Genomic DNA, 23,929 nt, shown 5'->3' with positions numbered 1-23,929 from the left:
CTGTCCGAGCCGACCGTATTTCCGGGTCATGGAAACGGGATGAAGCACGCCGGGCGCCCCGGTGGCAACATCCGATTGCGCGCCCATCAACAGGACGCGCGGTCAAATATTTGAAAACCATAGCTTTCTCTGGACCGCATGACGTTTCCCGAATATGGCAGGTTGCGCGGTGCAAAACGGGCAATCGGAGCAATGGAATGAAGCGAATCCTGATCGGCCTGATCGCACTCCTCGTGCTCGGCGCGGGCGGATGGTTCGGCTTCAACCTCTACGTTCAGCATCGCGCCACCGCCGAGGTCGAGGCGGCGTTCGAACGGATCCGTTCGAGCGGCGGCAAGGCGAGCCATGGCAAGATCGGGTTCGAGCTCGCGACCCGGACGCTGACGATCGAGGATATCGCGATCGCTCCCGGCGAGCAGCCGCAGGCCCAGATCAAGATCGCCGGCATCAAGGGCGTGGGCGTTCGCCTGATCGACAAGAGCAGCTTCTCGGCCGACAGCATCGACGTCACCGGTTTCGAAGTCGCGCTGGACCAGGTCGGCGCCGCGAAGCTGAAGGCGTCCTACAAGATCCCGCAACTCACCTTGCGTGACTATGCCGGCCCCGTTCACGCCGGCAACGCGCCGATGGGCGGCGACCTGATCGAGATTTACCGCTATGTGCTCGATCAGTACGCCAGTGTCACGGCATCGTCCGTCACGGCGGCGACGCTGACGATGACCTTCGATGCGAGCGGCAGCGGCGCCGGCAGCGGCGAGGTCGCCTATTCCGGGCTGGCGATCCAGAATCTCAAGCGCGGCAAGATCGACGCAATGAAGGCGGACCGCGCCGTCTTCACGATCGACGTGCCGCAGCCGGGCAAGCAGGACAAGCTGACCGGCGAGCTCTCCGACGTCATCGTCAACGATTTCGACGCGACCGCGATCGCCGCGGCGCTCGATCCGCAGAAAACCGGCGATGACAGCTACCATCGCGTCTACCGGCAGATCGCAACCGGCCCCTATGTGCTCAAATCGACCCAGGGCATGCGGATGGACATCCACGGGATCACCTTCGAGGACATCGCGGTGCAGCCCTCGAAATTCCGGCCGGCCGAGATCATCGCGCTCATGCCGGCGGACAATTCGGCGCCGACGCCCGCACAATCGCGCGAGATGTTGGAAAAGCTCGCGGGATTCTATGAGGGCTTTCGCATCGGCAAGATCGAGGTCGGCAAGACCTCGATGGGCACGCCGCAGGGGACGGCGAGGATCAATGCCGTCAGATACCGGGAGGGCGAGTTCGCGGTCGAAGGCATCGACGCGCCGTCGCCGCAGGGGCAGTTCAAGATGGAGCGCTTCGCGGTGAAATCGTTCAGCGCGGCAAACCTGATGCGCTGGGCGGCAGGGCTCAGCCCCCACGGACAACCGCCCTCGCCCGATCAGATGCTGGGCCTGTTCCGGGTGCTCGAAGGCGCCGAGATCAAGGGCGTGGTAGCGCCCTACAAGTCCACGCGGCAGTTCGTCACCATCGACACGATCAGCCTGAACTGGGGCCAATTGGTCGGATCGATTCCGAGCAAGGCCAATCTGGTCGTGAAGATGGTCACGCCCACCGATCCCGCCAACCCGGCGCAGCGGCCGCTGATCATGGCGGGCATCGACAAGCTCGCGATCAACCTCGATCTCGGTGCCGCCTGGACGGAGTCATCGGGTGCGTTCGCGCTCGCGCCAGCCACGATCGATGTCGGCAACCTCGCCACGGCGCAAGCCCGCCTCGCGCTCGCCAACGTGCCGCGCGGTGTGTTCACGACCGATCCGGTGCAGGCCCTGAGCGATGCCGGAAAGATCGAGACCGGGGCGATTGAGCTGTCCTTGCGCGACAGCGGCGCAGTCGACCTCCTCGTGGCGCAGTTCTCGCGCATGCAAAATGTCAGCCGCGATGCCGCCCGCAGCGCCATCGTCGAGATGATCCGGGCGCAGGGAGAGAAGGTCACGGCCTCCAATCTCGATGCCAGGGCGGCGGTCGATGCACTCGCCGGTTTCGTCGCGACGTCAGGACAGACGCTGACCATCAAGCTCGCGCCGCGCGCCAAGGTGCCGCTGATGCAATTGATGCAGCTGATCCAGACCGACCCGGAGAGCTCGCTGGCACAGTTCAGCATCGAGGCGTCGACGGGGTTGTAGTTTGGTCTCGTGTCCCGGACGCGGCGCGGCATGAAAATGACGCGACGCAGAGCCGGGACCCAGCAAGCTTGCGGTTCACCGCGACACGGGCCCCGGCCCAACAGCGCATCACTAGGTGCTGCGCTGCCTCCGGGGCACGAGACTGTGTGTGCAGCCTCACTTCTGCGGCAGGTTCACCCGTACATGTAGCTCGCGGAGCTGCTTGGTGGTGGCGTCCGACGGGGCGCCCATCAGGAGGTCCATGGCCTGCTGGTTCATCGGGAACAACGAGATCTCGCGCAGATTGTTGGTGCCGCACAGCAGCATCACGATGCGGTCCACACCGGCCGCCATGCCGCCATGCGGTGGCGCGCCGTACTGGAACGCGCGGTACATGCCGCCGAAGCGGTCGACCACCTCCTGCTCACCGTAGCCTGCGATTTCGAACGCCTTCACCATCGCTTCCGGCACGTGGTTGCGGATGCCGCCCGAGGCGATCTCGTAGCCGTTGCAGGTGATGTCGTACTGGAACGCCTTGATGGTCAGCGGATCCTGGCCCTTCAGCGCCTCGAGCCCGCCCTGCGGCATCGAGAACGGGTTGTGCGAGAAGTCGACCTTCTTGTCCTCCTCGTTGTACTCGTACATCGGGAAGTCGACGATCCAGGCGAACTCGAACCGCTCCTTGTCGGTGAGGTTCAGTTCCTCGCCGACCTTGTTGCGGGCAAGGCCCGAGAACTTCCAGAACTTGTCGGGATCGCCGGCCACGAAGAAGGCAGCATCGCCCTCCTTCACGCCGATCTGCGCACGGATCGCGGCGGTGCGCTCCGGCCCGATATTGTTCGCGAGCGGACCTGCACCCTCGCCGCCCTCGCGCCACATGATGTAGCCGAGACCGGGCTGGCCCTCGCCTTGCGCCCACGAGTTCATGCGGTCGCAGAATGCGCGGCTGCCGCCGCCCGGCGCCGGGATCGCCCAGACCTGGTTCTTGGGGTCTTCAAGCATGCGCGCGAACACCTTGAAGCCGCTTCCGCGGAAATGCTCGGAGACGTCCTGCATCTCGATGGGGTTGCGCAGATCCGGCTTGTCGCTGCCATACTTGCGCAGCGCCTCGGCGAACGGGATGCGGCGCCAGCCCTTCGTCACCGGCTTGCCCTTGGCGAACTCCTCGAACACGCCGGTGATGACAGGCTCCATCGCCGCGAACACGTCCTCCTGCGTGACGAAGCTCATCTCGACGTCGAGCTGGTAGAATTCGCCGGGCAGACGGTCGGCGCGCGGATCCTCGTCGCGGAAACATGGCGCGATCTGGAAGTAGCGGTCGAAGCCCGACATCATCAAGAGCTGCTTGTACTGCTGTGGCGCCTGCGGCAGCGCGTAGAACTTGCCGGGATGGATGCGCGAGGGCACCAGGAAGTCGCGCGCGCCTTCCGGCGAGGACGCGGTCAGGATCGGCGTGTTGAACTCGAAGAAGCCCTGCCCCTCCATCCGCCGGCGCATCGACTTGATGATCTCGACGCGCGTCATGATGTTCTGGTGCAGTTTTTCGCGGCGCAGATCCAGGAAGCGGTACTTCAGGCGGATGTCTTCAGGGTATTCCTGGTCGCCGAACACCGGCAGCGGCAAGTCGCCGGCCGGGCCCAGCACCTCGATCTCGGTGACATAGATCTCGATCTTGCCGGTCGGCAGATCGTCATTGTCGGTACCTTCGGGGCGGCGGCGGGCCTTGCCGTCCATCCGCACCACGAATTCCGAGCGCAGCTTCTCGGCCAGCGAGAACGCCGGCGAGTCCGGGTCGACCACGCACTGAGTCAGGCCGTAATGGTCGCGCAGGTCGATGAACAGCACGCCGCCATGGTCGCGAACGCGATGGACCCAGCCTGACAGGCGGACCGTCTCGCCGATGTTGCTCTCGCGGAGCGCGCCGCATGTATGTGACCGGTAGCGATGCATGGTCGTCCCAAAATCAATGTCGGAGGAAGCGAATCGAACCGCCTGTCATGGCGGGTCCGAGATTGCGGCAGGGTTTACCCGACGAGACCCAAGGCGGCAACCAAGGGAACGGCCTGTTTTGGGCCGGAAGCGTCCATTTTTGGCATATCGGAGGCCGAGCCTTTGCCATCCGGCGTTCCAACCCTATCTTGAGGCCATGACGGTCCATTTCCCCTTCCAGAACTCCTATTCGGCGCTGCCGGACAGCTTCTTCGCGCGCGTCGCGCCGACCCCGGTCGCGGCCCCCAGGCTGATCAAGCTGAACCGGCCGCTGGCGGTTCAACTCGGGCTCGATCCCGACATGCTGGAGACGGCGGAAGGCGCGGCGATCCTGGCCGGCAAGACGGTTCCCGAGGGCGCCGACCCCATCGCCATGGCCTATGCCGGTCACCAGTTCGGGCAGTTCGTGTCCCAGCTTGGCGACGGCCGCGCCATCCTGCTCGGCGAGGTCATCGACAAAGACGGCGTCCGCCGCGACATCCAGCTCAAGGGAAGCGGCCCCACCCCGTTCTCCCGCCGCGGCGACGGCCGCGCCGCGCTCGGGCCGGTGCTGCGCGAATACATCGTCAGCGAGGCGATGTATGCGCTGGGGATTCCGACCACGCGTTCGCTCGCCGCCGTCGTCACCGGCGAGCACGTCATTCGCGAGACCGCGCTGCCCGGCGCGGTGCTGACGCGCGTCGCCTCCAGCCATATCCGGGTCGGCACCTTCCAGTTCTTCGCCGCCCGCCGCGACACCGACGCGATCCGCGCCCTCGCCGATCATGTCATTGTCAGGCACTATCCGCAGCTGCGCGAGGCGGAGCGCCCCTATCATGCGCTGCTCGCCGGCGTGGTCGCGCGTCAGGCCGAGCTCGTCGCGCGCTGGCTGCTGGTCGGCTTCATCCATGGCGTGATGAACACCGACAACAGCTCCATCTCCGGTGAGACCATCGATTACGGCCCCTGCGCCTTCATGGACGCCTACAACCCCGCACAGGTGTTCTCCTCGATCGACGAGATGGGCCGCTACGCCTATGCCAACCAGCCACGCATCGCGTTGTGGAATCTGACGCGCCTCGCCGAATGCCTGCTGCCGCTGTTTTCCGATGACCAAGAGAAGGCGGTCGCCGAAGCCCAGGACATTCTCGGCGCCTTCTCGGACCAGTTCAGTGCCGCCTATCATGCGGGCCTGCGCAAGAAGGTCGGCCTGTTCACGGAGCGCGACGGCGACGAGGCGCTGATCCAGGACCTGCTCGATGCCATGGCCAAGAACCAGGCCGACTTCACCCTCACCTTCCGCAAGCTTGGCGACGCCGCGGCCGACGACGCCGCCGACGTCCGCGCGCAGTTCATGGAGCCTGCGTCCTTCGACGAATGGGCCGGCCGCTGGCGCGCGCGCATCGCGTTGGAGCAGCAAAGCGCAGCCGAGCGGCAAGCCGCGATGCACGCCGTCAATCCGGTCTTCATCCCGCGCAACCACCGCGTCGAAGCCGTGATCCAGGCTGCCGTGCACGACAACGACTACGCGCCGTTCGAGGAATTGGTGCAGGTGCTGGCAAAGCCGTTCGAGGACCAACCGGACTACGCGGCTTATGCCGACCCGCCGCTGCCGGACCAGCGGGTGCTGCGGACGTTCTGCGGGACGTGAGGCGGGCACGACCGCGCACGACCATCTCTAATTGGTTCACCACGTGGATTGCGCCTTGCGCGGCGCATCCTCGTCCCGCGGGCGTTGTGGACACGTCCCGTGCGCGGGAACCGCTGTCATCAAACTGAAACACACGCGCTCTAACCGCCTGTCAGGGTCGTCTTGCCGGAGACGTCCGTCCTCCAACCATCCTGACAAGCGCCATGCCCTTCAAATTCATCCACCTCACCGACACGCATCTGGCCAACCCCGGCTTGAAGCTTTACGGGCTTGACCCGCGCGCCCGGCTGGATGCTGCGATTGCCGACATCAACAAGCATCAGTCCGATGCGGCGTTCGCGGTCGTGACCGGCGATCTCACCCATTGGGGCGAGGCGGAATCCTACGCCAATTTCGCCGACGCAATGGCCGCGCTGAAGATTCCCTACATCGCCATGGTCGGCAATCACGACCGCCGCGTCACCTGCCTTGACGCGCTCAAGGCGGCGCCTCGCGATTCCAATGGCTTCGTGCAGGGCACCCGCACCACCGAGCACGGCTTGTTCGTCTTCCTGGACACGCTGGACGAGACCAGCCACGCCGGCGAGATGTGCTCAAAACGTCTCGGCTGGCTCGCGAACACGCTCGCAGCCGCACCGGCGGACATGCCGCTCGTCGTGTTCATGCATCATCCGCCCTTCCCGGTCGGCGTGCTCGCGATGGACGAGATCTCGCTCAAGCAGAGCGCGGAATTCGCCGAGGTGATCGCGCCCTATCGCAGCCGCATCCGCCACCTCTTCTTCGGCCACGTGCACCGGCCGATCTTCGGCAGCTGGGGCAAGGTCCCGTTCTCGACGCTACGCGGCACCAATCACCAGGTCTGGTTCGAGCTCGATGCCAACGCGCCGCACCTCGCCAGCCACGAGCCGCCCGCCTACGGCGTGGTGCTGATCGACGACGAGAACCTCGTCGTGCACAGCCACGACTTCCTCGACACCAGTCTGCGCTTCCCCTTCGAACCACCAGCGGGGGTGGACGGCCGCGACTATGCACTCAGCTTTTCGGCGCGGTGAGATGAGCCTCGCCGAACCCGCGGCTTTTCCGGTCGCAACCTCGGCGGCGCCGCGCCTGGACGTGCTGAAGCGCCTCGTCACGCGCTTCAAAGCTTCGCTGCCCGCCTATCTCCTGTTGTTGCCCTCGCTGGTCTTCCTCGCGCTGTTCACCTATGGCGCCATGGGCCGCGTGTTGATCGATGCGCTCTACCAGCGCGCCACGCCGAAGGCCCCGGTCCGCTTCGTCGGTCTCGACAACATCGCAGCGGTGCTGGCCGATCCCGCCTTCTCCGGCGCGGTCGTCAACAATCTCGTCTATGCGGTCGGCACGGCGATCCCGAGCATCGGCCTCGCGCTTTTATTCGCGCTGACCTTGTCGCGCACCCATGTCGTGAGCAGCGCGCTGCGCGCCGCGCTGTTCCTGCCGGTGCTGATCCCGATGGTCGCTGCCTCCGCGCTGTTCATGTTCATCTTCCTGCCCAATGTCGGCCTGCTCGATTACTATATCGGCCGCCTGCTTCCGGTGCTGCCGAACTGGCTCGGCGACCCCGACATCGCGCTTTACGCGATCATGATCATCACGATCTGGAAGAATGCCGGCTATTACATGCTGTTCTTCCTCGCCGGCCTCCAGGCCGTGCCAGAGGACGTGATGGAAGCAGCCCATCTCGACGGCGCCGGGCCCTACATGCGCCTGCGCCACATCATCCTGCCGGAGCTGAAGCCCACCTTCCTGTTCGTCACCGTCATCGCGATCCTAAACGCGGTGACGCAGGTCGACCACGTCTTCGTCATGACCCAGGGCGGTCCGTCGAATTCGACCAATCTCGTGCTGTTCTACATCTACCAGCAGGCGGTCGAGCATTACGACGTCGGCAAGGCCTCGGCGGCAACGCTGCTGACGCTGGCGGCATTGATGGGCCTGACCGCCCTCTCGTTCCGCACCATGGCGACCCGCGAGGACGGGCCATGAAGCTGATCGACTGGCTCAGCAAGGACGTCCCGCTCGCCACAAGGGGCGAGATCACCCCAAAGCTCGGCTTTCTGCTGACCTTGCTGCTCGCGATCGTCTGGCTGATCCCGTTCCTGTGGATGGTCGTGGCGACGCTGCGCCCTGCATCCGACGGCATCAACACCATGGCTGAGTTGATGCCGAGCCTGAAGCCGACGCTCGACAACGTCAGGGATGCCTGGGAGATCGGCGACTTCCCGCGCTACACGCTCAACACCACGATCATCTGCGCCGGCATTTTGCTGGTGCAGTTCGTCACGATCACGCTGGCGGGCTTTGCCTTTGCGCGCCTCGCCTTCGTCGGCAAGACGCTGATCTTCTATTTGTTCCTGATGCAGCTGATGCTGGTGCCGGTGCTGCTGATCGTGCCAAATCTGTCGCTGGTGGCGCAGCTCGGCCTCTACGACACGCTCACCGGCGTGATGATGCCGTTTTTCGCCTCGGCCTTCGGCACCTTCCTGATGCGCCAGGCTTTCGAGGCCATTCCGACCGAGCTGGAGGACGCGGCCCTGATCGATGGCGCGAGCCTCATCCAGCGCATCCGCCACATCTACGTGCCGCTGTCGATGCCGAGCTTCTCGGCCTTCGCCATCATCTCGGTCACCAGCCACTGGAACGACTTCCTGTGGCCGCTGATGGTGATCAACTCGCCGGACAAGCGGCCGCTCACGGTCGGCCTGTCCGTCTTCACCAAGACCGCCGAGGGCACGCAGGCCTGGGGCACCATCGCCGCGGGCACGCTGATGGTGATCGCGCCATTGCTCGTCACCTTCCTGATCTTCCAGAAGCGCTTCATCAGTTCTTTCGTCACCTCAGGCATCAAATAGGAGATTTTCCGATGCTGTTTTCCCGCAGGCTCATGCTGGGACTTGCCATGGCAGGCTCCCTAGCTAGCACCCTCGCCTTCCCGGCGCAGGCCGAAGGTCCGACCGAGATCGATTTGTTCTTCCCGGTCCCCGTCGACGGCAAGCTCGCCCGCGACATGGGCACCTTGATCAAGGAATTCAACGAGGGTCATCCGAACATCAAGGCGACCGCGGTCTACACCGGCTCCTACGACGACACGCTGATCAAGACGCGCGCCGCGATCAAGGCCGGCAAGCCGCCCTCAGCCGTGATCATATCGGCGAACTTCCTGCTCGACATGCAGATCGAGAACGAGCTCACCAATCTCGATGCGCTGATCAAGGCCGACGGCACCACCAAGGAGCAATTCCTCGGCCAGTTCTTCCCGGCGCTGCACGGCAATGCGGTGATCAGCCGCTCGGTCTACGGCGTGCCGTTCCACAATTCGACGCCGCTGCTCTACATCAACGCCGACAAGGCCAAGGAAGCCGGCCTCGATCCGAGCAAGCCGCCGCAGACCTGGGCCGAGCTCACCGACTGGGCCAAGAAGCTCACCAAGCGCGAGGGCGACAAGGTCACCCAATGGGGCATCGCGATCCCCTGCGCCTATGACTATTGCGGCTGGATGATGGAAACGCTCACCATGAGCAATGGCGGGCGCTATTACAACGAGGAGTTCGGCGGCGAGGTTTATTACGACACGCCATCGATGCTCGGCGCGCTGACCTGGTGGAACGATCTCGTCACCAAGCACAAGGTCCACGCCCCCGGCGCCACCGCCGGCCCGGCCGTCAGCACCTCCTTCATCTCGGGCAACGCCGCGATGATGATGCTGTCGACGGGCTCGCTGACCTATGTGCGCGACAACGCCAAGTTCAACTACAAGGTCGCTTTCATCCCACGCAACGTCCGCAACGCCGTGCCGATCGGCGGCGCCTCGCTGATCGTTCCGGCAGGCCTGGAGGCCGACAAGCAAAAGGCTGCCTGGACGCTGATCAAGTGGATGACCTCGCCCGAAAAGAGCGGCTGGTGGAGCCGCGCCACCGGCTATTTCGCGCCCAACATGGCCGCATACAAGACGCCTGACATGGTCGACTTCCTGAACAAGAACCCGGACGCCAAGACCGCCGTCGAGCAGCTCGACGTCGCAAAACCCTGGTTCGCGACCTACAAGACCGTGCCCGTGCGCAAGAACCTCGAGGACGAGGTGATGCTGGTCCTCAACGGCAAGAAGCAGCCGAAGGAAGCCCTCGCCGCCGCCCAGAAGGCCGCCGACGAGACGCTGAAGCCGTACAATGCGGAGACGTCGCTGAAGCTGCCGTAAGCCTAAGATCGTCGTGCCCGGGCTTGTCCCGGGCATGACGAGCTTGCGCGCGGACGAAAAAGAACGTGCCGGGACAAGCCCGGCCATGACGATTGAACGGAATGGAGCCATTAACCCCCCGTCCACCATTCGGGGGCCTGCACCGCCGGTAACCACGACAATTAACAGACCCTCAACGCACCCCCGACAAATCTATCAATGTTTCTGGAGATTTCGCCGTGGATCTGTTGGTTATCGAGTTCCTGGGACTGGCACTGGTCGCCATGTGTGTGCTCGTGGTGGCGCTGCCCTGTGCGCGAAAATCCTCGCAGCGGGTCCGCTACGAATAGGATTTTCGTCGGAAAAAGCGATTCCGGCCCAAATGCAAGGCTCGAATTCGCATCGAGCCCCTTGACATCACAGCGCTTTCGGCAGAACGGCTGATACCAAGTGTCATGGGCCGTTCATGGATTTGATTACCACCACCGCTGACCTCGCGGCTGCCTGCAGCCGGCTGGCCAAGCACCCCGTCATAACAGTCGATACCGAGTTCCTGCGCGAGACCACCTATTACCCGCTGCTGTGCGTGGTGCAGATGGCCAGCGCCGAAGAGGCCGTGGTCATCGACACCCTGGCCGAGGGCATCGACCTCAAGCCCTTCTTCGAACTGATGGGCAATGAGGGCGTGCTGAAGGTGTTTCACGCCGCCCGCCAGGACATCGAGATCATCTGGCACCAGGCGGGCATCATCCCGCATCCGGTGTTCGACACCCAGGTGGCGGCGATGGTGCTGGGGTATGGCGACAGCATCGCCTACGACGCCCTGGTCGAAAAGGTCACCGGTCACCGTCCTGACAAGACCCACCGCTTCACCGACTGGTCGCGCCGACCGCTGACCAAGGAGCAGATGCACTACGCGGTGTCCGACGTCACGCACCTGCGCGACGTGTTCGCCGCGCTCGACGCCGACCTCAAGAAGCGCCGCCGCAGCGAGTGGGTTTCCATCGAGATGGAGGTTCTCACCTCGCCCAGGACCTACGACTTTCACCCCGAGCGCGCCTGGGAGCGGCTGAAGACGCGGGTACGCAAGCCGAAGGACCTCGCGGTCCTCATGGAGGTCGCCGCCTGGCGTGAGCAGGAAGCCCAGAGCCGTGACGTCCCCCGCGGCCGCGTGCTGCGCGACGAGGCGATCACCGACATCGCAACGCATGCGCCGAACACGTTGGAGAAGCTCGCTAACTTGCGCTCCGTGCCGAAGGGGTTCGAGAAATCCAAATGGGGCGCGGATATCGTCGCTGCCGTCGAGCGCGGGCTGGCGCGGGACCACTCCACGCTGCCGAAGCTGGAAAAGCCGCGCAACAACAACAATGGCGCCGCCATCGTCGAGCTCTTGAAGGTGCTGCTGCGCATGACCGCCGAGCGCCACGCGGTCGCCAGCAAGGTGATCGCGACGGTCGACGATCTCGAAGAGATCGCAGCCGACGACGAGGCCGACGTCCCCGCCCTGCGCGGCTGGCGCCGCGAGCTGTTCGGCGAAGCCGCACTGAAGCTGAAGCGCGGCGAGCTGGCGCTGGCGGTCGAGAAGGGCCGCGTGATCGGGGTGCAGCGGTCGGAATAGTTCCCGCTCCCTCCCAGGGCGTCGTCCCGGCGAAGGCCGGGACCCATGACCCCAGGGAGGAGTTTGGCGAAGCCCCTGCGTTCGGTACTCCGACCACCATAAATCGATAGATCACGCGGTATGGGTCCCGGCCTTCGCCGGGACCCATACCGCGAGTGTGGTGGGCCGCTCCGTTCGCCATGAACGCAAGCTTACGCCGGCGTCAGCTTGGCCACCTCCGCCTTCATGTCGTCCAGCACGCCCGAGATCGCACCGACCAGATCGTCGATCTGAGCCTTGGTGACGATCAGCGGCGGGCAGATGGCGATGGCGTCGAGCATGTTGCGCGAGATCACGCCGCGCTCCTGGAGCATGCGGCTGGCGATACCGCCGACCGCGCCGGGCGTCGCGGCCGCGCTCTTGCGGCCCTTGTCGAGCACGAGCTCGATCGCCGCGATCATGCCGACACCGCGGACCTCGCCGACTAGCGGATGGCTGGTGAGCTCGCGCAAGCGGCCCTGCATGTAGGCACCGAGCTCGGCGGCATGCGCGACCAGGCCGCGCTCCTCGATGATCTTGAGGTTTTCCAGCGCAATCGCCGAGCCGACGGGATGGCCGCCCGCGGTGAAACCGTGGCCGAGCACGCCGATCTTGTTGCTCTCGTCCGCGATCGGCTCGAACATGCGGTCGTTCATGATGATCGCCGAGAACGGAAAATAGCTCGAGGTGATCTGCTTGGAGACCACGAGCACGTCGGGCTTGATGCCGTAGGTCTCGCAGCCGAACATCTTGCCGGTGCGGCCGAAGCCGCAGATCACCTCGTCGGCGACCAGCAGGATGTCGTACTTCTTCAAGACCGCCTGGATCTTGTCCCAATAGGTCGCCGGCGGCACGATGACGCCGCCCGCGCCCATCACAGGCTCGCCGAAGAAGGCCGCGATCGTATCCGGTCCCTCCTTCTGGATCAGCGCGTCGAGTTCCTCGGCCCGGCGGGTCGCAAAGGCCTCCTCGCTCTCGCCGGGGGCGCCGTCCTTGTAGAAATGCGGCGAGCCCGTGTGCAGGATGTTCGGCAGCGGCAGGTCGAACGAGCGGTGATTGTTCGGCAGACCCGTGAGGCTGGCGGAGGCAATGGTGACGCCGTGATAGGCGCGCATCCGGCTGATCACCTTCTTGCGCTGGGGCTGGCCGAGCGCGTTGGAGCGATAGGCGATCAGCTTCAACACGGTATCGTTGGCTTCCGAGCCGGAATTGGTGAAAAACACCTTGCTCATCGGCACAGGCGCGAGCGCGACCAGCTTCTCGGCAAGATCGATCGAGGGCCCGTGCGATTTGGCGGAGAACGTGTGATAGAACGGCAGAGCCTGCATCTGCTTGTGCGCGGCCTCGACCAGCCGCTTCTCGTTGAAGCCGAGCCCGACGCTCCACAGCCCGGCCATCGCCTCAAAATAGCGCTTTCCCGACGCATCGAAGACGTAGGGACCATCACCGCGTTCGATCACCAGCGGACCTGCCTGCTGATGCGTGCGCGCGTTGGTATAGGGATGGAGCTGATAGGCCACATCCCGGGCCTCTTGCGAATTGGGCAGCATGGACATTTGCGAAGATCCTTGAAAGCGTCACGTCGCAGGCGGAGCCGGCGTCATCACTCGATGATCAAGCACCTTGGCTATTGCGACAGCGCGAAGCTTGCAACGCTAATTCTTCGGCAGCAAGCGCTCAGCAGCGTTGCACAAAGCCGCATGTCGGGGTTCGGCAGCGCTCACACCGCGTCGTCGTCATGCCCGTCGTTGGCACCGGCAGCGGCTTCCCTCACCTCCACCAGCGCCATCGAAAGCAGATAGACCGTCGTCGGCAGGCCAAGCCTGCGCGCCTTCTCGGCGGCATGCGACAGATCGCTCGCCAGCTCCTTGAGCTCGTCTCCCCGTGACAATCCCTCACCCCATCCACCGGTCGCGGTCGCCTAGACCGCAACGGCGCCGCTGGTTCTGATCAGTTCGGCGCTGGATTGGATTGTAGCAAAGTTCCCAATGACATTCACTACCGCATGCTTGTAAGCGGCGGCATCGCCCGTCCACGGCTGCCGGCAAGCCACGGCATCAGTGATCACGCTGTAGCGATGGCTGCGGTGAAACCCGTCCACGGCGGTGCCCAGAATGGTCTCGTCCAGGGAAAAACCGATCAGAATGCAGCGCATGGCGCGGATATTGGACATATGGTCCACAAACCGCGACGAGCTGTAGGCGGACGGCAGCGGGTGCTCGAACGTCATCTCGCCCGGCCTCGGCCTCGTCTCTTCGATCCAATCGGTCAGCCTGGATGCCGGATTGAACCAGGCGGCCTGCGCGATGCGCTTCAAATGCATCACCGGCCACAGATTGCCGCGCCACAGCGTCAGCAGTTCCAGGCAACGCGACGTGGCGGCATCACCGTCGAAGATGACGTGGCGGCGCCCGGGAGTCAGGTATTCGACCTGGAGATCCGCGCAAACCAGGATCGGCGGATCATCGTGGATGGAAGCCAGCATCGTGTTGCGCAGAGCTGCACCAATTTCAACGATCTGCGAGCGCGAGGTCCCGCAGCGGCGAGGTCACCGACCGCCCCGCCGAGGCGTCGAGCACGCCTGGCCGGTCCCAATCGCCCTCGGGACGGATGATGACATAGGGATCGCTGTCGAGCGTGATCGCGTCCGGGCCCGGCTCGATCTCCAGCAGCATTTCCGTGTAGGAAAAATCCGAGAAGGTGATCTTGCGATTGTGGCCGAGCGGCTTGGCGCCGAAATGGGCCCAGAAGTCGACCAGCCTGTCCTGCGCCTGACCGTAGATCTTGCGAAAGCCCTTGCGTTTCACGTAGTCGACGCTGGCCTGCACCAGCTTGAACGAGACGCGCGAGCGCCGGTATTGGTGGCGCACCGCGAGCCGCTCCACCTTGGCGAAATCGCCGAAGAAGCGCACGCGCAGGCAGCCCGCAGGCTCGTTGCCGACGAAGCCGATGAAGTGTGCGGCGACCATGTCGTTACCGTCGAACTCCTCCTCGAACGGACAATCCTGCTCGGCGAGATAGACCGCGGAGCGGATGGCTGTGACCAGCATGAGATCGTTTGGATCGCGCGCGAGGCGGATGGTGATGGCGCGGGAACAGGACTTGGCGACAGGAATCCTAGTACCGTGCATCTGCAAAACTCCTTGCTTGGATGATCGCGCCCGGCATGCGCATCGGCTGCCGATGCCAGGGCCGCTCGTAGCACCAGAGATCGGGCTGGAAGCTCGGGACCGGCGCAAAGCCGGTCGCCTTCATGATGTCGCGTCCGGCCACCGTTGACGGCTGCGCATAGCAATCCGCATTGTGAAACCTTAGCTGTCGCAGATGCGCCGCGGCCTTGCCGAGACCGGCGATGCCGCGCCCCGTCGCCGCGATCGCCCAGATGTAGATGGCGGCGACGTCTTCCTTCGCGGAAGCGAGATAGTGCGTCTCGGGCGCGGTGAGGCAGATCTCGTCGAGGAGCAGCGCATCGTGCCCGCGGTCATTGAGAAACAGGAAGGCCATGCCGCCGACGAGATTGCCCTTCCGGCTGAACGTCAGGATGCTCTGGGGATCGAACGTGTAGTATCGCGCAAGCGCGGCTGCCCCGATCTGGACGCCCGGCACCAGCCGGTGCGCCATCTGCGAAAGCGCGGCAATTTCGGAAAATTGCGCGCAGCGGACATCGACATCCGGGCTCAGCGGCAAAGCATCGAAATCATGCCTTGCGGCAAACGAGCCCCTTTCCATAGCCATTTCACGCCTCTATCGTCCGAGGCTTTCGTGCCCCGCTATGCCAATGAGCTTAGCGGCTGGGGATCAGGAGTATGCAACAGTTATTGCACCGGGGTGCTGCGATGATGCAGCACCGTGAAGAAGCCCTGGATGCGTCCTGGGACGATTTGAAGCTGTTTTTAGCGTGCGCAAAGTATAAAAGTTTTCGCAACGCCGCCGAGGAGCTCGGGCTCACCTCCACCACGTTGATGCGGCGGATCGACCGGCTGGAAGAGAGCATCGGCTGCAAGCTGTTCCTGCGCGACCAGAGCGGGCTCACGCTCAGCGATGAAGGCACCGCGATGATCGCGGACGTGACGCATATGGAGCGTCATGCCTTCAACGTCTTCCGCCGCGCCTCGCGATCGTCCAACGACACCTCGGGCACCGTGCGTGTCGCGGTGACGGAGGGCCCCGGCAACTTCTGGATCCTGCCGCGACTGATCGACTTCCAGAAGACCTACCGCAGGATCACCGTCGATTTGCGCTGTGCGATGGAGCAGGCCGACGTCGCACGGCTTGAATCGGACATCGCGATCCAGCTCGAGCCGCCGACCAATCCCGACCTGATCGTCGCCAAGCTCGGCCGCCTGCACATCTATCCCTTCGTCTCCAAGGAGTACGAAAGCCTCTACGGCGTGCCGGCGTCGCTGGCCGAGCTGAAGGACCATCGCATCATCAAGCAGAGCGCCCCGCAGGTCGACGACGGCGCCTATGCCCGCGTGCTCGGACTGAAGTCGCTCGACGGCATCGTCGGGATCAAGACCAATTCCTCGGTCGGCGTGCTCTACGCCGTCGAGCGCGGTGCCGGCATCGGCTTTCTGCCGACGGTCTCGATCGCGCTCGGCGCGCCGCTTGTTGCCGTCGATCTCGGCGTGAGCCACCATGCCGATCTCTGGCTCACCTATCACAAGGAATTTCGAACCTCCGAGCGCCACAAGATCGTGGTCGACTGGCTGAAGAAGATCTTCGATCCCAAGACCTATCCGTGCTTCCGCGACGAGTTCATCCATCCGAATGCACTGGTGCCGATGATGACCGCCGCGCGCGAGGGGTTTGGATTGACGGGGTATGTCGCGGCGACGCCGGCTTAGAGCGTTTTCGAGCGACGCGGACACCGGTTCGCGTCAAGAAAACGCGTCAAAACAATAATCCAGGCGAGCTTCAGCTCACCATTTGTATTCGAAGCCGACCATGCCCTGGTGCGACGTCAGTTCGTTGCGGAACTTGCCGTCGTAATTGACGTAGAGCCGCGCCACGCTGGTCAGGTTGAGCGAAGCCGAGGCGCCGGCATCCGCGCCATAGCGGCTCTCGCCGATGCCGGGAACGACGATGCTCTGAGTTCCCAGGCTGACCTGGATCGATCCAAGGTCCTGGTGGAAATTGTCGACGAACTTGCCGTAGGCCGACAGGTCCAGGATTTTCTGATCGATGATGAAGTAGCGGCCGATCTCGGCCCCTATCATCACGCGCGCGCGAGAGAGCGCCGTCGAGCCGACGTTGAGCGGGTCGAGACCGCCGGCCTCCTGGAACGCCGCGCTGGTGGCACGCACATATTCCAGCGCGCCCTTGGGCACGATGCGCATCTGATCCTTGGTCCAGTAATAGCTGATCTCGGTCAGCGCGCCGTCGACCGCGGCGCGATATCCTGCGGTCGCAAGGCCAAGGCCAGTGTCGCGGCTGGAGCGGACCTTGCCGAAACCGTGCACCACGGCGAAGGCCCAGGTCCAGGGACCTTTGTCGACGGAGCCGCTGAAGCCGATCTGGGTCAGATCGAGTGTCGCCGACTGGAGCGCCAGCGGCACGTCGACGTCGGTGTGGCTCTGGTCGACCGAAAAGCCGAGATTGACGCCGGGCGCAACGCGCGCGCCAAAGCCGGCGACGCCGCCGAAAGTCCTGCGCTTGTCGCCGACGAAATCGCCTTGCGCATCCGTTCGCACCGAGATGCCGTAGCCCTCGAACCAGGTGCGATAGCGCGGATCTTCCGTCGCCGCCGATGCGCCGCCGCCGCCGGGATTGGTCCGGAACGCCCGATTGACGCCGCCGGATGCTTGGTTGCCGAGCCGCTCCAGGAAGTTGGAGCCGAGATTGAGCATGCTGTTGCCGGCCGACTGGTCGTAATTGATCGAGGTCGGCGACGGAATCGGTGTCGGCGACGGCGTGGGCGTCGGGGTCGGCGTGGGGGGCGTGGGGCTTTGCGCGAAGACTGGCGATGCGGCCGACATCGTCGCGACGATCGCAAACGCCATCGCGATCGCTGCCACGGCCCTGCCGACGCGGTCGAGCCCGATCATCTGCCGTGTTTCGGAGGGCTGCGAGGTGCAGCACATGACGACTCATCCCAAAGCGGAGGGCGCCCGCAAAAATACAACACGAGCGGCTCGCACATGCGGCGATTTGTGCTGAACTGCCACGGAGGGTCAACCGGTTGGCTCGTTGTCACTGCGCCTATTGCCCTCGATTGTGGTTCCGCGGCCACAGGTCGCAAATAGCAGGTGGTGGTCCCCCGCCCCCATCTTGAAAATTACGCGCAGCTTGCTAACGGGCGATTTTCATGTTGCAATATCGGCCACAATCGGAATTGGCCGCGCTGCTGTGTGTTTTGCGACATTGAGCCTCAAGACTCGAACAGACTTCCGGAAGCCCGTTTGTGGCGTGGCACGCGAAAAGCGGCCGCGTCTTTTTTATATCTAGTGGAGGAGACTAGCGATGCCGCAAAAGGGCACCGTCAAATGGTTCAACCCGACCAAGGGCTATGGGTTCATCAAGCCGAACGGCAGCGACAAGGACGTGTTCGTCCACATCTCCGCCGTCGAGCGTGCCGGACTCTCCACCCTCAATGAGAACCAGGTGGTTGAATACGACCTCGTGGAGAACCGCGGCAAAGCATCCGCGGAGAACCTCAAGGTCTCCTGATTTCTCTCAAGGCTGAGACGCGAGAGATCATGACGTTGCCCCCGGCTCTGCCGGGGGATTTTGTTTTGGAAAGACCGCCGCGAGGACAGCGCTTCAGCGCACCACCGGCGCAACCAGAAAATTCTCCGACGCCGCGCTTCCTTCCGTCCTGCACACATCGCCCTCGATCCGGACCTTGCCGGTCGCAAGCAGCCGCAACGCCTCGGGATAGATGCGGTGCTCGACTTCGAGGATGCGCTCGGACAGCGTGTCTCCCGTGTCGTGGTCGCTGACGGGCACCGCGCCCTGCATCACGATCGGGCCGGCATCGGTCTCGGGGATGACGAAGTGCACCGTCGCGCCGGATAGTTTGACGCCGGCGCGCAAGGCCTGGCCGTGCGGGTCGAGGCCGGGGAAGGATGGCAGCAGCGAGGGATGGATGTTGAGCATCCGCCCGTACCAGGCCCAGGTGAACTCGGCCGTGAACAGGCGCATGAAGCCGCCGAGACAAATCAGCTCGATGCCGTGCTGGTCGAGCGCCGCCTGCAGCAGCTTCTCGAAGCCGGCGCGGTCCTTGCCGAACGGCTTGCTCTCGATCACCAGCGTGTTCACGCCGGCCGCCTTGGCGCGCTCGAGCCCGAGCGCATCGGTCTTGTTCGAGATGACGAGCGAGATCTCGGCCGGAAAATCCGCAGCAGCGGCTGCCTTGATCAGCGCGGCCATGTTGGAGCCGCGGCCGGAGATCAGGATGGCGACGCGGCGCTTCATCACAGCGCCAGTCATTACAGTGCCATGTCGAGGTGGCCGTTATAGACGACGCGGTGCTCGCCGTCGGCCGGGATCACCGTGCCGAGCTGCACCACCGTCTCGCCGGCGTCGGTGAAGACCTCGATCACCTTGTCGACCTTGTCCGGTTCGACGATCGCGATCATGCCGATGCCGCAATTGAACGTGCGCAGCATCTCCAGCTCGGCGATGCCGGCCTGCGCCGCCAGCCATTTGAACACCGGCAGCACCGGCAGGCGCGCAAGGTCGATGCCGACGCCGAGGGTCTTCGGCAGCACGCGCGGAATGTTGTCGGTGAAGCCGCCGCCGGTGATGTGGGCGAGCCCCTTCACCGCGCCGGTCTCGCGGATCGCGCGCAGGCACGATTTGACGTAGAGCTTCGTCGGCGTCAGCAGCGCGCCGCCGAGCGTCATCACGGGCGCGAACGGCGCCTGCGCCTCGAAGCCGAGGCCGGATTGCTCCACAATCTTGCGCACCAGCGAGAAGCCGTTGGAATGCACGCCCGACGAAGCGAGGCCAATCACGGCATCGCCTGCGGCGATGTCCTTGCGCGGCAAGAGCGTACCCCGCTCCGCGGCGCCGACGGCAAAGCCGCCGAGATCGTAATCGCCATCCTTGTACAGGCCCGGCATCTCGGCGGTCTCGCCGCCGATCAGGGCGCAGCCGGATTCGCGGCAGCCCTCCGCGACGCCCGCGACGATCGCGGCCGTGGCCTCGGGGTCGAGCTTGCCGCAGGCGAAATAGTCGAGAAAGAACAGCGGCTCGGCGCCCTGCACCACGAGGTCGTTGACGCTCATGGCCACAAGGTCGATGCCGATCCCGCCGTGCAGCCCGGTCTCGATCGCGATCTTGACCTTGGTGCCGACGCCATCGGTCGCGGCGACCAGGACGGGATCCTTGAAACCGGCCGCCTTGAGGTCGAACAGGCCGCCGAATCCGCCGATCTCGGCGTCGGCGCCGGGCCGTGCGGTGGCGCGCACCATCGGCTTGATCAGGTCGACCAGGCGGTTGCCCGCATCGATATCGACGCCTGAATCGGCGTAAGTGAGGCCGTTTTTTCGGTCGGTCATGCCCGATTTCCAGTGGGTTTGCGGCTGGTTACGTCGAATTCCGGGGACGCGCAATGGCTCGCATGGCGCCCCGCCGTATACTATGTAGAGATATCAACCGGTTCAGCCTCCCGAGGGGCCGGATTCGAGGTCAGACCGGGTGCCGGGAAGCGCTTTCGTGAGTATTCCAAATATCATTACCCTGGGCCGCATCATGCTGGTCCCGATCATCGTCTGGGCCATCGTGTCGAGCCAAATGGAGGTGGCGTTTGCCGTCTTCCTGATCGCCGGTATCAGCGATGCCGTCGACGGTTTCCTGGCCAAGCGCTTCAACATGACGAGCGAGCTCGGTGCCCTGCTCGATCCGCTCGCGGACAAGGCGCTGCTGGTCTCGATCTACATGGCGCTGGGAATCTGGGGCGCAATTCCGCGCTGGATCGTGATCCTGGTGGTGTCGCGCGACATCATGATCGTCGCCGCCGTGATCGTATCCTGGCTGTTCGACCGGCCCGTCGAGATGAAGCCGTCGAAGGTGTCCAAGCTCAACACCGTGGTACAAGTGGCGTTCGCCGCCCTTGTACTGGCGGCGCTTGCCTTCGGCTTCAAGCCGGCTCCTTATGATATCATCCTGATGGGTCTCGTCACGGTCTTCACGCTCTCCTCGGTGTCGCTCTATCTGGTCGAGTGGCTGCGGCACATGAGTACGATCGAGGCCAAGTAGCACGATCGAAGCCAAATGAGAGGGGATGCGGCCCCGCAAAAGGCCAACTCCCGCTCGTTGAAGGCGAATCCTTTCCAACAAGCCGGCGCGCCGGCATGGAGCAAAGCAAGCGTGCCAGGCCGCGTCCATCCCCGACAATTGGCGTTTTCGCTTCCGCACGCGGAGAGCCTCAGCCGGGACAATTTCCTTGAAGGCCCCGCCAACGCGGCCGGTCTCGGCCTGATCGAGAGCTGGCCGGAATGGCCGAACCGGATCATGTGGCTCGCCGGTCCGGAAGGAAGCGGCAAGAGCCATCTCGCCGCGATCTGGGCCGAGGTATCAGGTGCCCGCTCGACCGCGGCCAACGCACTGACCGCCACAAGCGTTCCGGGCGCGCTCGCCACCGGCGCGCTGGTCGTCGAGGACCTCAGGGCCGGGGAATTCGACGAACGCGCCCTCTTCCACCTGATGAACCTTGCCCGCGAGGACGGCGTCTACGTTCTCTTCACCGGACGCGAGGGGCCGGCCTCGCTGGAGATCGAGCTGCGCGACCTGCGCTCGCGCCTGCGCGCCGTGCCCGTGGTCGCGTTGCTGCCGCCCGACGACCAGCTCTTCCGCGGCCTGATCGTCAAATTCTGCGCCGACCGCCAGCTCGCCGTGGACGAGAGCGTGGTCGGCTACCTCGCCACCCGCCTGGAGCGGTCTTCAGCCGCCGCCCGCCGGGCCGTGGAACTGCTCGACGGTGAAGCCCTGCGGCTCGGCCGCCCCGTCACAAGGGCGCTGGCCGCCGAACTCTTGCGGGACGCCTGATCGGTTGCGGGCTCCAGAGCGGCTTGACGCCGCGAAGCGGCGGAACATCAATGTCATCGAAACGTCATCGCGCTAACACATGCTTCCGCCGGTTTTGCGCGTAAGTCGCAAATTGGGGCGAACTGGATGGACCGACTTCTGATGGACTCTGCGCAAGCTATTGAAGTTAAAGAGAAAGAGCCTGAGGCCGAGGGCTTGCCGGCGATCGCCTCCAGCCCCGAGCGATTCATCAACCGCGAGCTCTCCTGGCTGCATTTCAACCGCCGCGTCCTGGAGGAATCGGTCAATCCCAGCCACCCGATGCTCGAGCGGGTGCGATTCCTGTCGATTTCAGCGAATAACCTCGACGAATTCTTCATGGTCCGGGTCGCCGGCATCAAGGCTCAGGTGCGCGAGGGCATTGCCGAACGCAGCCCCGACGGCCTGACCCCGTCCGAGCAGCTCGCGCTGATCAACCGCACCGTCTCCGAACTCGCCTCCGACCAGCAGGCGATCTGGCGCGACCTGCGCAGCACGCTGGCCGATGTCGGCATCGTGCTGGTCGAGGGCAAGGAAGTCACCAAGGCGGAGCGGACCTGGATCGAGGACTACTTCCTCAGCAACGTGTTCCCGCTGCTGACGCCGCTGGCGATCGATCCGGCCCACCCCTTCCCGTTCATCCCGAGCCTCGGCTTCACCATCGCGCTCCAGCTCACGCGCGCCGCCGACGGCAAGCAGATGAACGCGCTGATCCGCATGCCCGGCAAGATCGACCGCTTCATCCGCCTGCCGGCTGACGGCAAGGTCGTCCGGCTGATCTCGCTGGAGCAGGCGACCGCGCTGTTCATCAACCGCCTGTTTCCCGGCTACAACCTGCACGGCCAGGGCGCCTTCCGCATCATCCGCGACTCCGAGCTCGAAATCGAGGAAGAGGCGGAAGACCTCGTCCGCCTGTTCGAGACCGCGCTGAAGCGCCGCCGTCGCGGATCGGTGATCCGGCTCGAGATCGACGCCAAGATGCCGGAGGAGCTGCGCAGCTTCGTGCAACACGCGCTCTCGGCCGCCGACGACGAGGTGTTCCTGGTCGACGGCGTGCTCGCCATGAACGAGCTCTCGCAGCTCACCCGCCTCGACCGGCCAGATCTCGAATTCACGCCCTACGTGCCGCGCCACCCCGAGCGCGTGCGCGAGCACGGCGGCGACATCTTTGCCGCGATCCGGCAGAAGGACCTCGTCGTCCATCACCCCTACGAATCCTTCGACGTGGTGGTGCAGTTCCTGCAGCAGGCCACGCGCGATCCCGATGTCGTCGCGATCAAGCAGACGCTCTACCGCACCTCCAACAACTCCCCGATCGTGCGCGCGCTGGCGGAAGCCGCCGAGGCCGGCAAGTCCGTCACGGCCTTGATCGAATTGAAGGCGCGCTTCGACGAGGAAGCCAACATCCGCTGGGCACGCGACCTCGAACGCGCCGGCGTGCAGGTCGTCTATGGCTTCCTCGAGCTGAAGACTCACGCAAAGCTCTCGATGGTGGTGCGCCGCGAGGGCGGCAGCCTCACGACTTACGTCCACACCGGCACCGGCAACTATCACCCGGTCACCGCACGCATCTACACCGACCTCTCCTACTTCACCTCCGACCCGACCATCGGCCGCGATGCCGCGCGCGTGTTCAATTTCATCACCGGCTATGCCGCACCGAGCGATCTGGAAAAGATGGCGGTGTCGCCGTTGACCTTGCGCAAGCGCATCATCGAGCACATCCAGGGCGAGACCGCGCATGCGCGGCACGGTCGCCACGGCGCGGTCTGGATGAAGATGAATGCGCTGGTCGACCCCGATATCATCGACGCGCTCTACGAGGCCTCCCAGGCCGGCGTGCAGGTCGAGCTCGTGGTGCGCGGAATCTGTTGCCTGCGCCCCGGCATTCCCGGCCTGTCGGAGAACATCCGCGTCAAGTCGATCATCGGACGCTTCCTGGAACACGGCCGAATCTACTGCTTCGGCATGGGCCAGGGCCTGCCGAGCGCCAAAGCGGCTGTGTATATCTCGTCCGCCGACATGATGCCGCGCAACCTCGACCGCCGTGTCGAGGTGCTGTGTCCGCTGCAAAATCCGACGGTGCATCAGCAGGTTCTCGAACAGATCATGGTCGCCAACCTGAAGGACAATGAGCAGAGCTGGCAATTGTTGCCGGACGGGTCCTCAACGCGTATGAAGACCGCGAAGGGCGAGGAGCCCTTCAATGTCCACAACTACTTCATGACAAATCCGAGTCTGTCTGGCCGTGGAAAGTCGCTCAAGGAATCCTCGCCGCGTCGTCTCACGCGCCGGAACGAACGCCATCCATCCTGATCGGGGATTTC

The 23,929-nt window shown here is 64.4% G+C and carries 21 protein-coding genes; 12 read left to right on the top strand and 9 right to left on the bottom strand.

All coding sequences use genetic code 11. The features are described 5' to 3' along the window. Nucleotides 1-197: 197 nt before the first annotated feature. A complete protein-coding gene (locus ACFDR6_RS10190; RefSeq protein WP_375858183.1) occupies nt 198-2,165 on the top strand; it encodes an aq_1923 C-terminal domain in 1,968 nt (655 codons plus the stop codon). Nucleotides 2,166-2,321: 156 nt separating this feature from the next. Here the strand turns inward: ACFDR6_RS10190 and aspS are convergent, their stop codons facing one another. Continuing rightward, a complete protein-coding gene (gene aspS / locus ACFDR6_RS10185; RefSeq protein ID WP_375858182.1) occupies nt 2,322-4,094 on the bottom strand; it encodes an aspartate--tRNA ligase in 1,773 nt (590 codons plus the stop codon). Nucleotides 4,095-4,290: 196 nt separating this feature from the next. Here aspS and ACFDR6_RS10180 point away from each other — a divergent pair, with 196 nt between their 5' ends. From ACFDR6_RS10180 to rnd, 6 genes are all read left to right on the top strand, one after another. Beyond that, complete coding sequence (locus tag ACFDR6_RS10180; protein ID WP_375858181.1) at nt 4,291-5,763, top strand: protein adenylyltransferase SelO; 1,473 nt, start codon at nt 4,291-4,293, stop codon at nt 5,761-5,763. Between the two features lie 203 nt (nt 5,764-5,966). Further along, nucleotides 5,967-6,815, top strand: coding sequence for a phosphodiesterase (locus tag ACFDR6_RS10175; RefSeq protein ID WP_375858180.1), 849 nt, complete (start codon nt 5,967-5,969; stop codon nt 6,813-6,815). 1 nt (nt 6,816) lies between these two features. Beyond that, complete coding sequence (locus tag ACFDR6_RS10170) at nt 6,817-7,767, top strand: carbohydrate ABC transporter permease (RefSeq protein WP_375858179.1); 951 nt, start codon at nt 6,817-6,819, stop codon at nt 7,765-7,767. Next, nucleotides 7,764-8,633, top strand: a complete 870-nt coding sequence (locus ACFDR6_RS10165) for a carbohydrate ABC transporter permease (RefSeq protein WP_375858178.1) — start codon at nt 7,764-7,766, stop codon at nt 8,631-8,633. Before ACFDR6_RS10170 ends, ACFDR6_RS10165 begins: the two co-directional genes overlap by 4 nt. Before the next feature lie 11 nt (nt 8,634-8,644). After that, nucleotides 8,645-9,976, top strand: a complete 1,332-nt coding sequence (locus ACFDR6_RS10160; protein WP_375858177.1) for an ABC transporter substrate-binding protein — start codon at nt 8,645-8,647, stop codon at nt 9,974-9,976. Nucleotides 9,977-10,421: 445 nt separating this feature from the next. Then, nucleotides 10,422-11,573, top strand: a complete 1,152-nt coding sequence (gene rnd, locus ACFDR6_RS10155) for a ribonuclease D (RefSeq protein ID WP_317239751.1) — start codon at nt 10,422-10,424, stop codon at nt 11,571-11,573. Nucleotides 11,574-11,764: 191 nt separating this feature from the next. Here the strand turns inward: rnd and ACFDR6_RS10150 are convergent, their stop codons facing one another. The 5 genes from ACFDR6_RS10150 to ACFDR6_RS10130 form a co-directional block, all read right to left on the bottom strand. Continuing rightward, complete coding sequence (locus tag ACFDR6_RS10150; RefSeq protein WP_212086104.1) at nt 11,765-13,147, bottom strand: aspartate aminotransferase family protein; 1,383 nt, start codon at nt 13,145-13,147, stop codon at nt 11,765-11,767. A gap of 164 nt (nt 13,148-13,311) precedes the next feature. Beyond that, the gene (locus tag ACFDR6_RS10145; RefSeq protein WP_375858176.1) at nt 13,312-13,482 is read right to left on the bottom strand and encodes a hypothetical protein; all 171 of its coding nucleotides are present in this window, start codon (nt 13,480-13,482) and stop codon (nt 13,312-13,314) included. Between the two features lie 30 nt (nt 13,483-13,512). After that, on the bottom strand, nt 13,513-14,076 hold the full coding sequence (locus ACFDR6_RS10140) for a cysteine hydrolase family protein (RefSeq protein ID WP_375858175.1): 564 nt from the start codon (nt 14,074-14,076) through the stop codon (nt 13,513-13,515). Between the two features lie 25 nt (nt 14,077-14,101). Beyond that, nucleotides 14,102-14,722, bottom strand: coding sequence for a GNAT family N-acetyltransferase (locus tag ACFDR6_RS10135; protein WP_375858174.1), 621 nt, complete (start codon nt 14,720-14,722; stop codon nt 14,102-14,104). Continuing rightward, a complete protein-coding gene (locus ACFDR6_RS10130) occupies nt 14,709-15,326 on the bottom strand; it encodes a hypothetical protein (RefSeq protein WP_375858173.1) in 618 nt (205 codons plus the stop codon). Before ACFDR6_RS10130 ends, ACFDR6_RS10135 begins: the two co-directional genes overlap by 14 nt. Nucleotides 15,327-15,397: 71 nt before the next feature. Here ACFDR6_RS10130 and ACFDR6_RS10125 point away from each other — a divergent pair, with 71 nt between their 5' ends. Then, nucleotides 15,398-16,438 carry a LysR family transcriptional regulator gene (locus tag ACFDR6_RS10125; protein WP_212086119.1) on the top strand — a complete coding sequence of 347 codons (1,041 nt, stop codon included), beginning with the start codon at nt 15,398-15,400 and terminating at the stop codon, nt 16,436-16,438. Nucleotides 16,439-16,513: 75 nt separating this feature from the next. Here the strand turns inward: ACFDR6_RS10125 and ACFDR6_RS10120 are convergent, their stop codons facing one another. Continuing rightward, nucleotides 16,514-17,674: an autotransporter outer membrane beta-barrel domain-containing protein gene (locus tag ACFDR6_RS10120; RefSeq protein ID WP_212086122.1), complete on the bottom strand. Its 1,161-nt coding sequence runs from the start codon at nt 17,672-17,674 to the stop codon at nt 16,514-16,516. A 379-nt stretch (nt 17,675-18,053) separates the two neighbouring features. Here ACFDR6_RS10120 and ACFDR6_RS10115 point away from each other — a divergent pair, with 379 nt between their 5' ends. Beyond that, a complete protein-coding gene (locus ACFDR6_RS10115) occupies nt 18,054-18,260 on the top strand; it encodes a cold-shock protein (RefSeq protein ID WP_007591938.1) in 207 nt (68 codons plus the stop codon). Between the two features lie 93 nt (nt 18,261-18,353). Here ACFDR6_RS10115 and purN read toward each other — a convergent pair whose 3' ends face one another. Both purN and purM read right to left on the bottom strand, forming a co-directional pair. After that, nucleotides 18,354-19,007, bottom strand: a complete 654-nt coding sequence (purN, locus tag ACFDR6_RS10110; RefSeq protein ID WP_212087306.1) for a phosphoribosylglycinamide formyltransferase — start codon at nt 19,005-19,007, stop codon at nt 18,354-18,356. A 14-nt stretch (nt 19,008-19,021) separates the two neighbouring features. After that, the gene (purM, locus tag ACFDR6_RS10105; protein ID WP_375858172.1) at nt 19,022-20,095 is read right to left on the bottom strand and encodes a phosphoribosylformylglycinamidine cyclo-ligase; all 1,074 of its coding nucleotides are present in this window, start codon (nt 20,093-20,095) and stop codon (nt 19,022-19,024) included. 157 nt (nt 20,096-20,252) lie between these two features. On the opposite strand from purM, the gene ACFDR6_RS10100 reads away from it, so the two are divergent. The 3 genes from ACFDR6_RS10100 (at nt 20,253) to ACFDR6_RS10090 (ending at nt 23,918) form a co-directional block, all read left to right on the top strand. Continuing rightward, nucleotides 20,253-20,795, top strand: coding sequence for a CDP-alcohol phosphatidyltransferase family protein (locus tag ACFDR6_RS10100; protein WP_212086128.1), 543 nt, complete (start codon nt 20,253-20,255; stop codon nt 20,793-20,795). A gap of 111 nt (nt 20,796-20,906) precedes the next feature. Further along, complete coding sequence (locus ACFDR6_RS10095; protein ID WP_375858171.1) at nt 20,907-21,584, top strand: P-loop NTPase family protein; 678 nt, start codon at nt 20,907-20,909, stop codon at nt 21,582-21,584. A 141-nt stretch (nt 21,585-21,725) separates the two neighbouring features. Further along, nucleotides 21,726-23,918 (top strand): RNA degradosome polyphosphate kinase, encoded by a 2,193-nt coding sequence (locus tag ACFDR6_RS10090; RefSeq protein ID WP_212087309.1) that lies wholly within the window; start codon nt 21,726-21,728, stop codon nt 23,916-23,918. The last annotated feature ends 11 nt before the right edge of the window (nt 23,919-23,929 follow it).

The sequence above is a fragment of the Bradyrhizobium tunisiense genome, assembly GCF_042263385.1.
GTDB classification, from domain to species: domain Bacteria; phylum Pseudomonadota; class Alphaproteobacteria; order Rhizobiales; family Xanthobacteraceae; genus Bradyrhizobium; species Bradyrhizobium tunisiense.
Note: the sequence above shows the minus strand (reverse complement) of the source record. Positions and strands in the feature narration are given on the sequence as shown.

What these genes read in the sequence shown, in the direction of transcription:
- ACFDR6_RS10115 (WP_007591938.1), top strand. Translation starts at nt 18,054, where the DNA reads ATGCCGCAAAAGGGCACCGTCAAATGGTTCAACCCGACCAAGGGCTAT.
- rnd (WP_317239751.1), top strand. Translation starts at nt 10,422, where the DNA reads ATGGATTTGATTACCACCACCGCTGACCTCGCGGCTGCCTGCAGCCGG.
- ACFDR6_RS10170 (WP_375858179.1), top strand. Translation starts at nt 6,817, where the DNA reads ATGAGCCTCGCCGAACCCGCGGCTTTTCCGGTCGCAACCTCGGCGGCG.
- ACFDR6_RS10160 (WP_375858177.1), top strand. Translation starts at nt 8,645, where the DNA reads ATGCTGTTTTCCCGCAGGCTCATGCTGGGACTTGCCATGGCAGGCTCC.
- ACFDR6_RS10165 (WP_375858178.1), top strand. Translation starts at nt 7,764, where the DNA reads ATGAAGCTGATCGACTGGCTCAGCAAGGACGTCCCGCTCGCCACAAGG.
- purN (WP_212087306.1), bottom strand. Translation starts at nt 19,007, where the DNA reads ATGAAGCGCCGCGTCGCCATCCTGATCTCCGGCCGCGGCTCCAACATG.
- ACFDR6_RS10130 (WP_375858173.1), bottom strand. Translation starts at nt 15,326, where the DNA reads ATGGCTATGGAAAGGGGCTCGTTTGCCGCAAGGCATGATTTCGATGCT.
- ACFDR6_RS10090 (WP_212087309.1), top strand. Translation starts at nt 21,726, where the DNA reads ATGGACTCTGCGCAAGCTATTGAAGTTAAAGAGAAAGAGCCTGAGGCC.
- ACFDR6_RS10175 (WP_375858180.1), top strand. Translation starts at nt 5,967, where the DNA reads ATGCCCTTCAAATTCATCCACCTCACCGACACGCATCTGGCCAACCCC.
- ACFDR6_RS10140 (WP_375858175.1), bottom strand. Translation starts at nt 14,076, where the DNA reads ATGCTGGCTTCCATCCACGATGATCCGCCGATCCTGGTTTGCGCGGAT.
- purM (WP_375858172.1), bottom strand. Translation starts at nt 20,095, where the DNA reads ATGACCGACCGAAAAAACGGCCTCACTTACGCCGATTCAGGCGTCGAT.
- ACFDR6_RS10180 (WP_375858181.1), top strand. Translation starts at nt 4,291, where the DNA reads ATGACGGTCCATTTCCCCTTCCAGAACTCCTATTCGGCGCTGCCGGAC.
- ACFDR6_RS10120 (WP_212086122.1), bottom strand. Translation starts at nt 17,674, where the DNA reads ATGTGCTGCACCTCGCAGCCCTCCGAAACACGGCAGATGATCGGGCTC.
- aspS (WP_375858182.1), bottom strand. Translation starts at nt 4,094, where the DNA reads ATGCATCGCTACCGGTCACATACATGCGGCGCGCTCCGCGAGAGCAAC.
- ACFDR6_RS10190 (WP_375858183.1), top strand. Translation starts at nt 198, where the DNA reads ATGAAGCGAATCCTGATCGGCCTGATCGCACTCCTCGTGCTCGGCGCG.
- ACFDR6_RS10150 (WP_212086104.1), bottom strand. Translation starts at nt 13,147, where the DNA reads ATGTCCATGCTGCCCAATTCGCAAGAGGCCCGGGATGTGGCCTATCAG.
- ACFDR6_RS10135 (WP_375858174.1), bottom strand. Translation starts at nt 14,722, where the DNA reads ATGCACGGTACTAGGATTCCTGTCGCCAAGTCCTGTTCCCGCGCCATC.
- ACFDR6_RS10125 (WP_212086119.1), top strand. Translation starts at nt 15,398, where the DNA reads ATGCAACAGTTATTGCACCGGGGTGCTGCGATGATGCAGCACCGTGAA.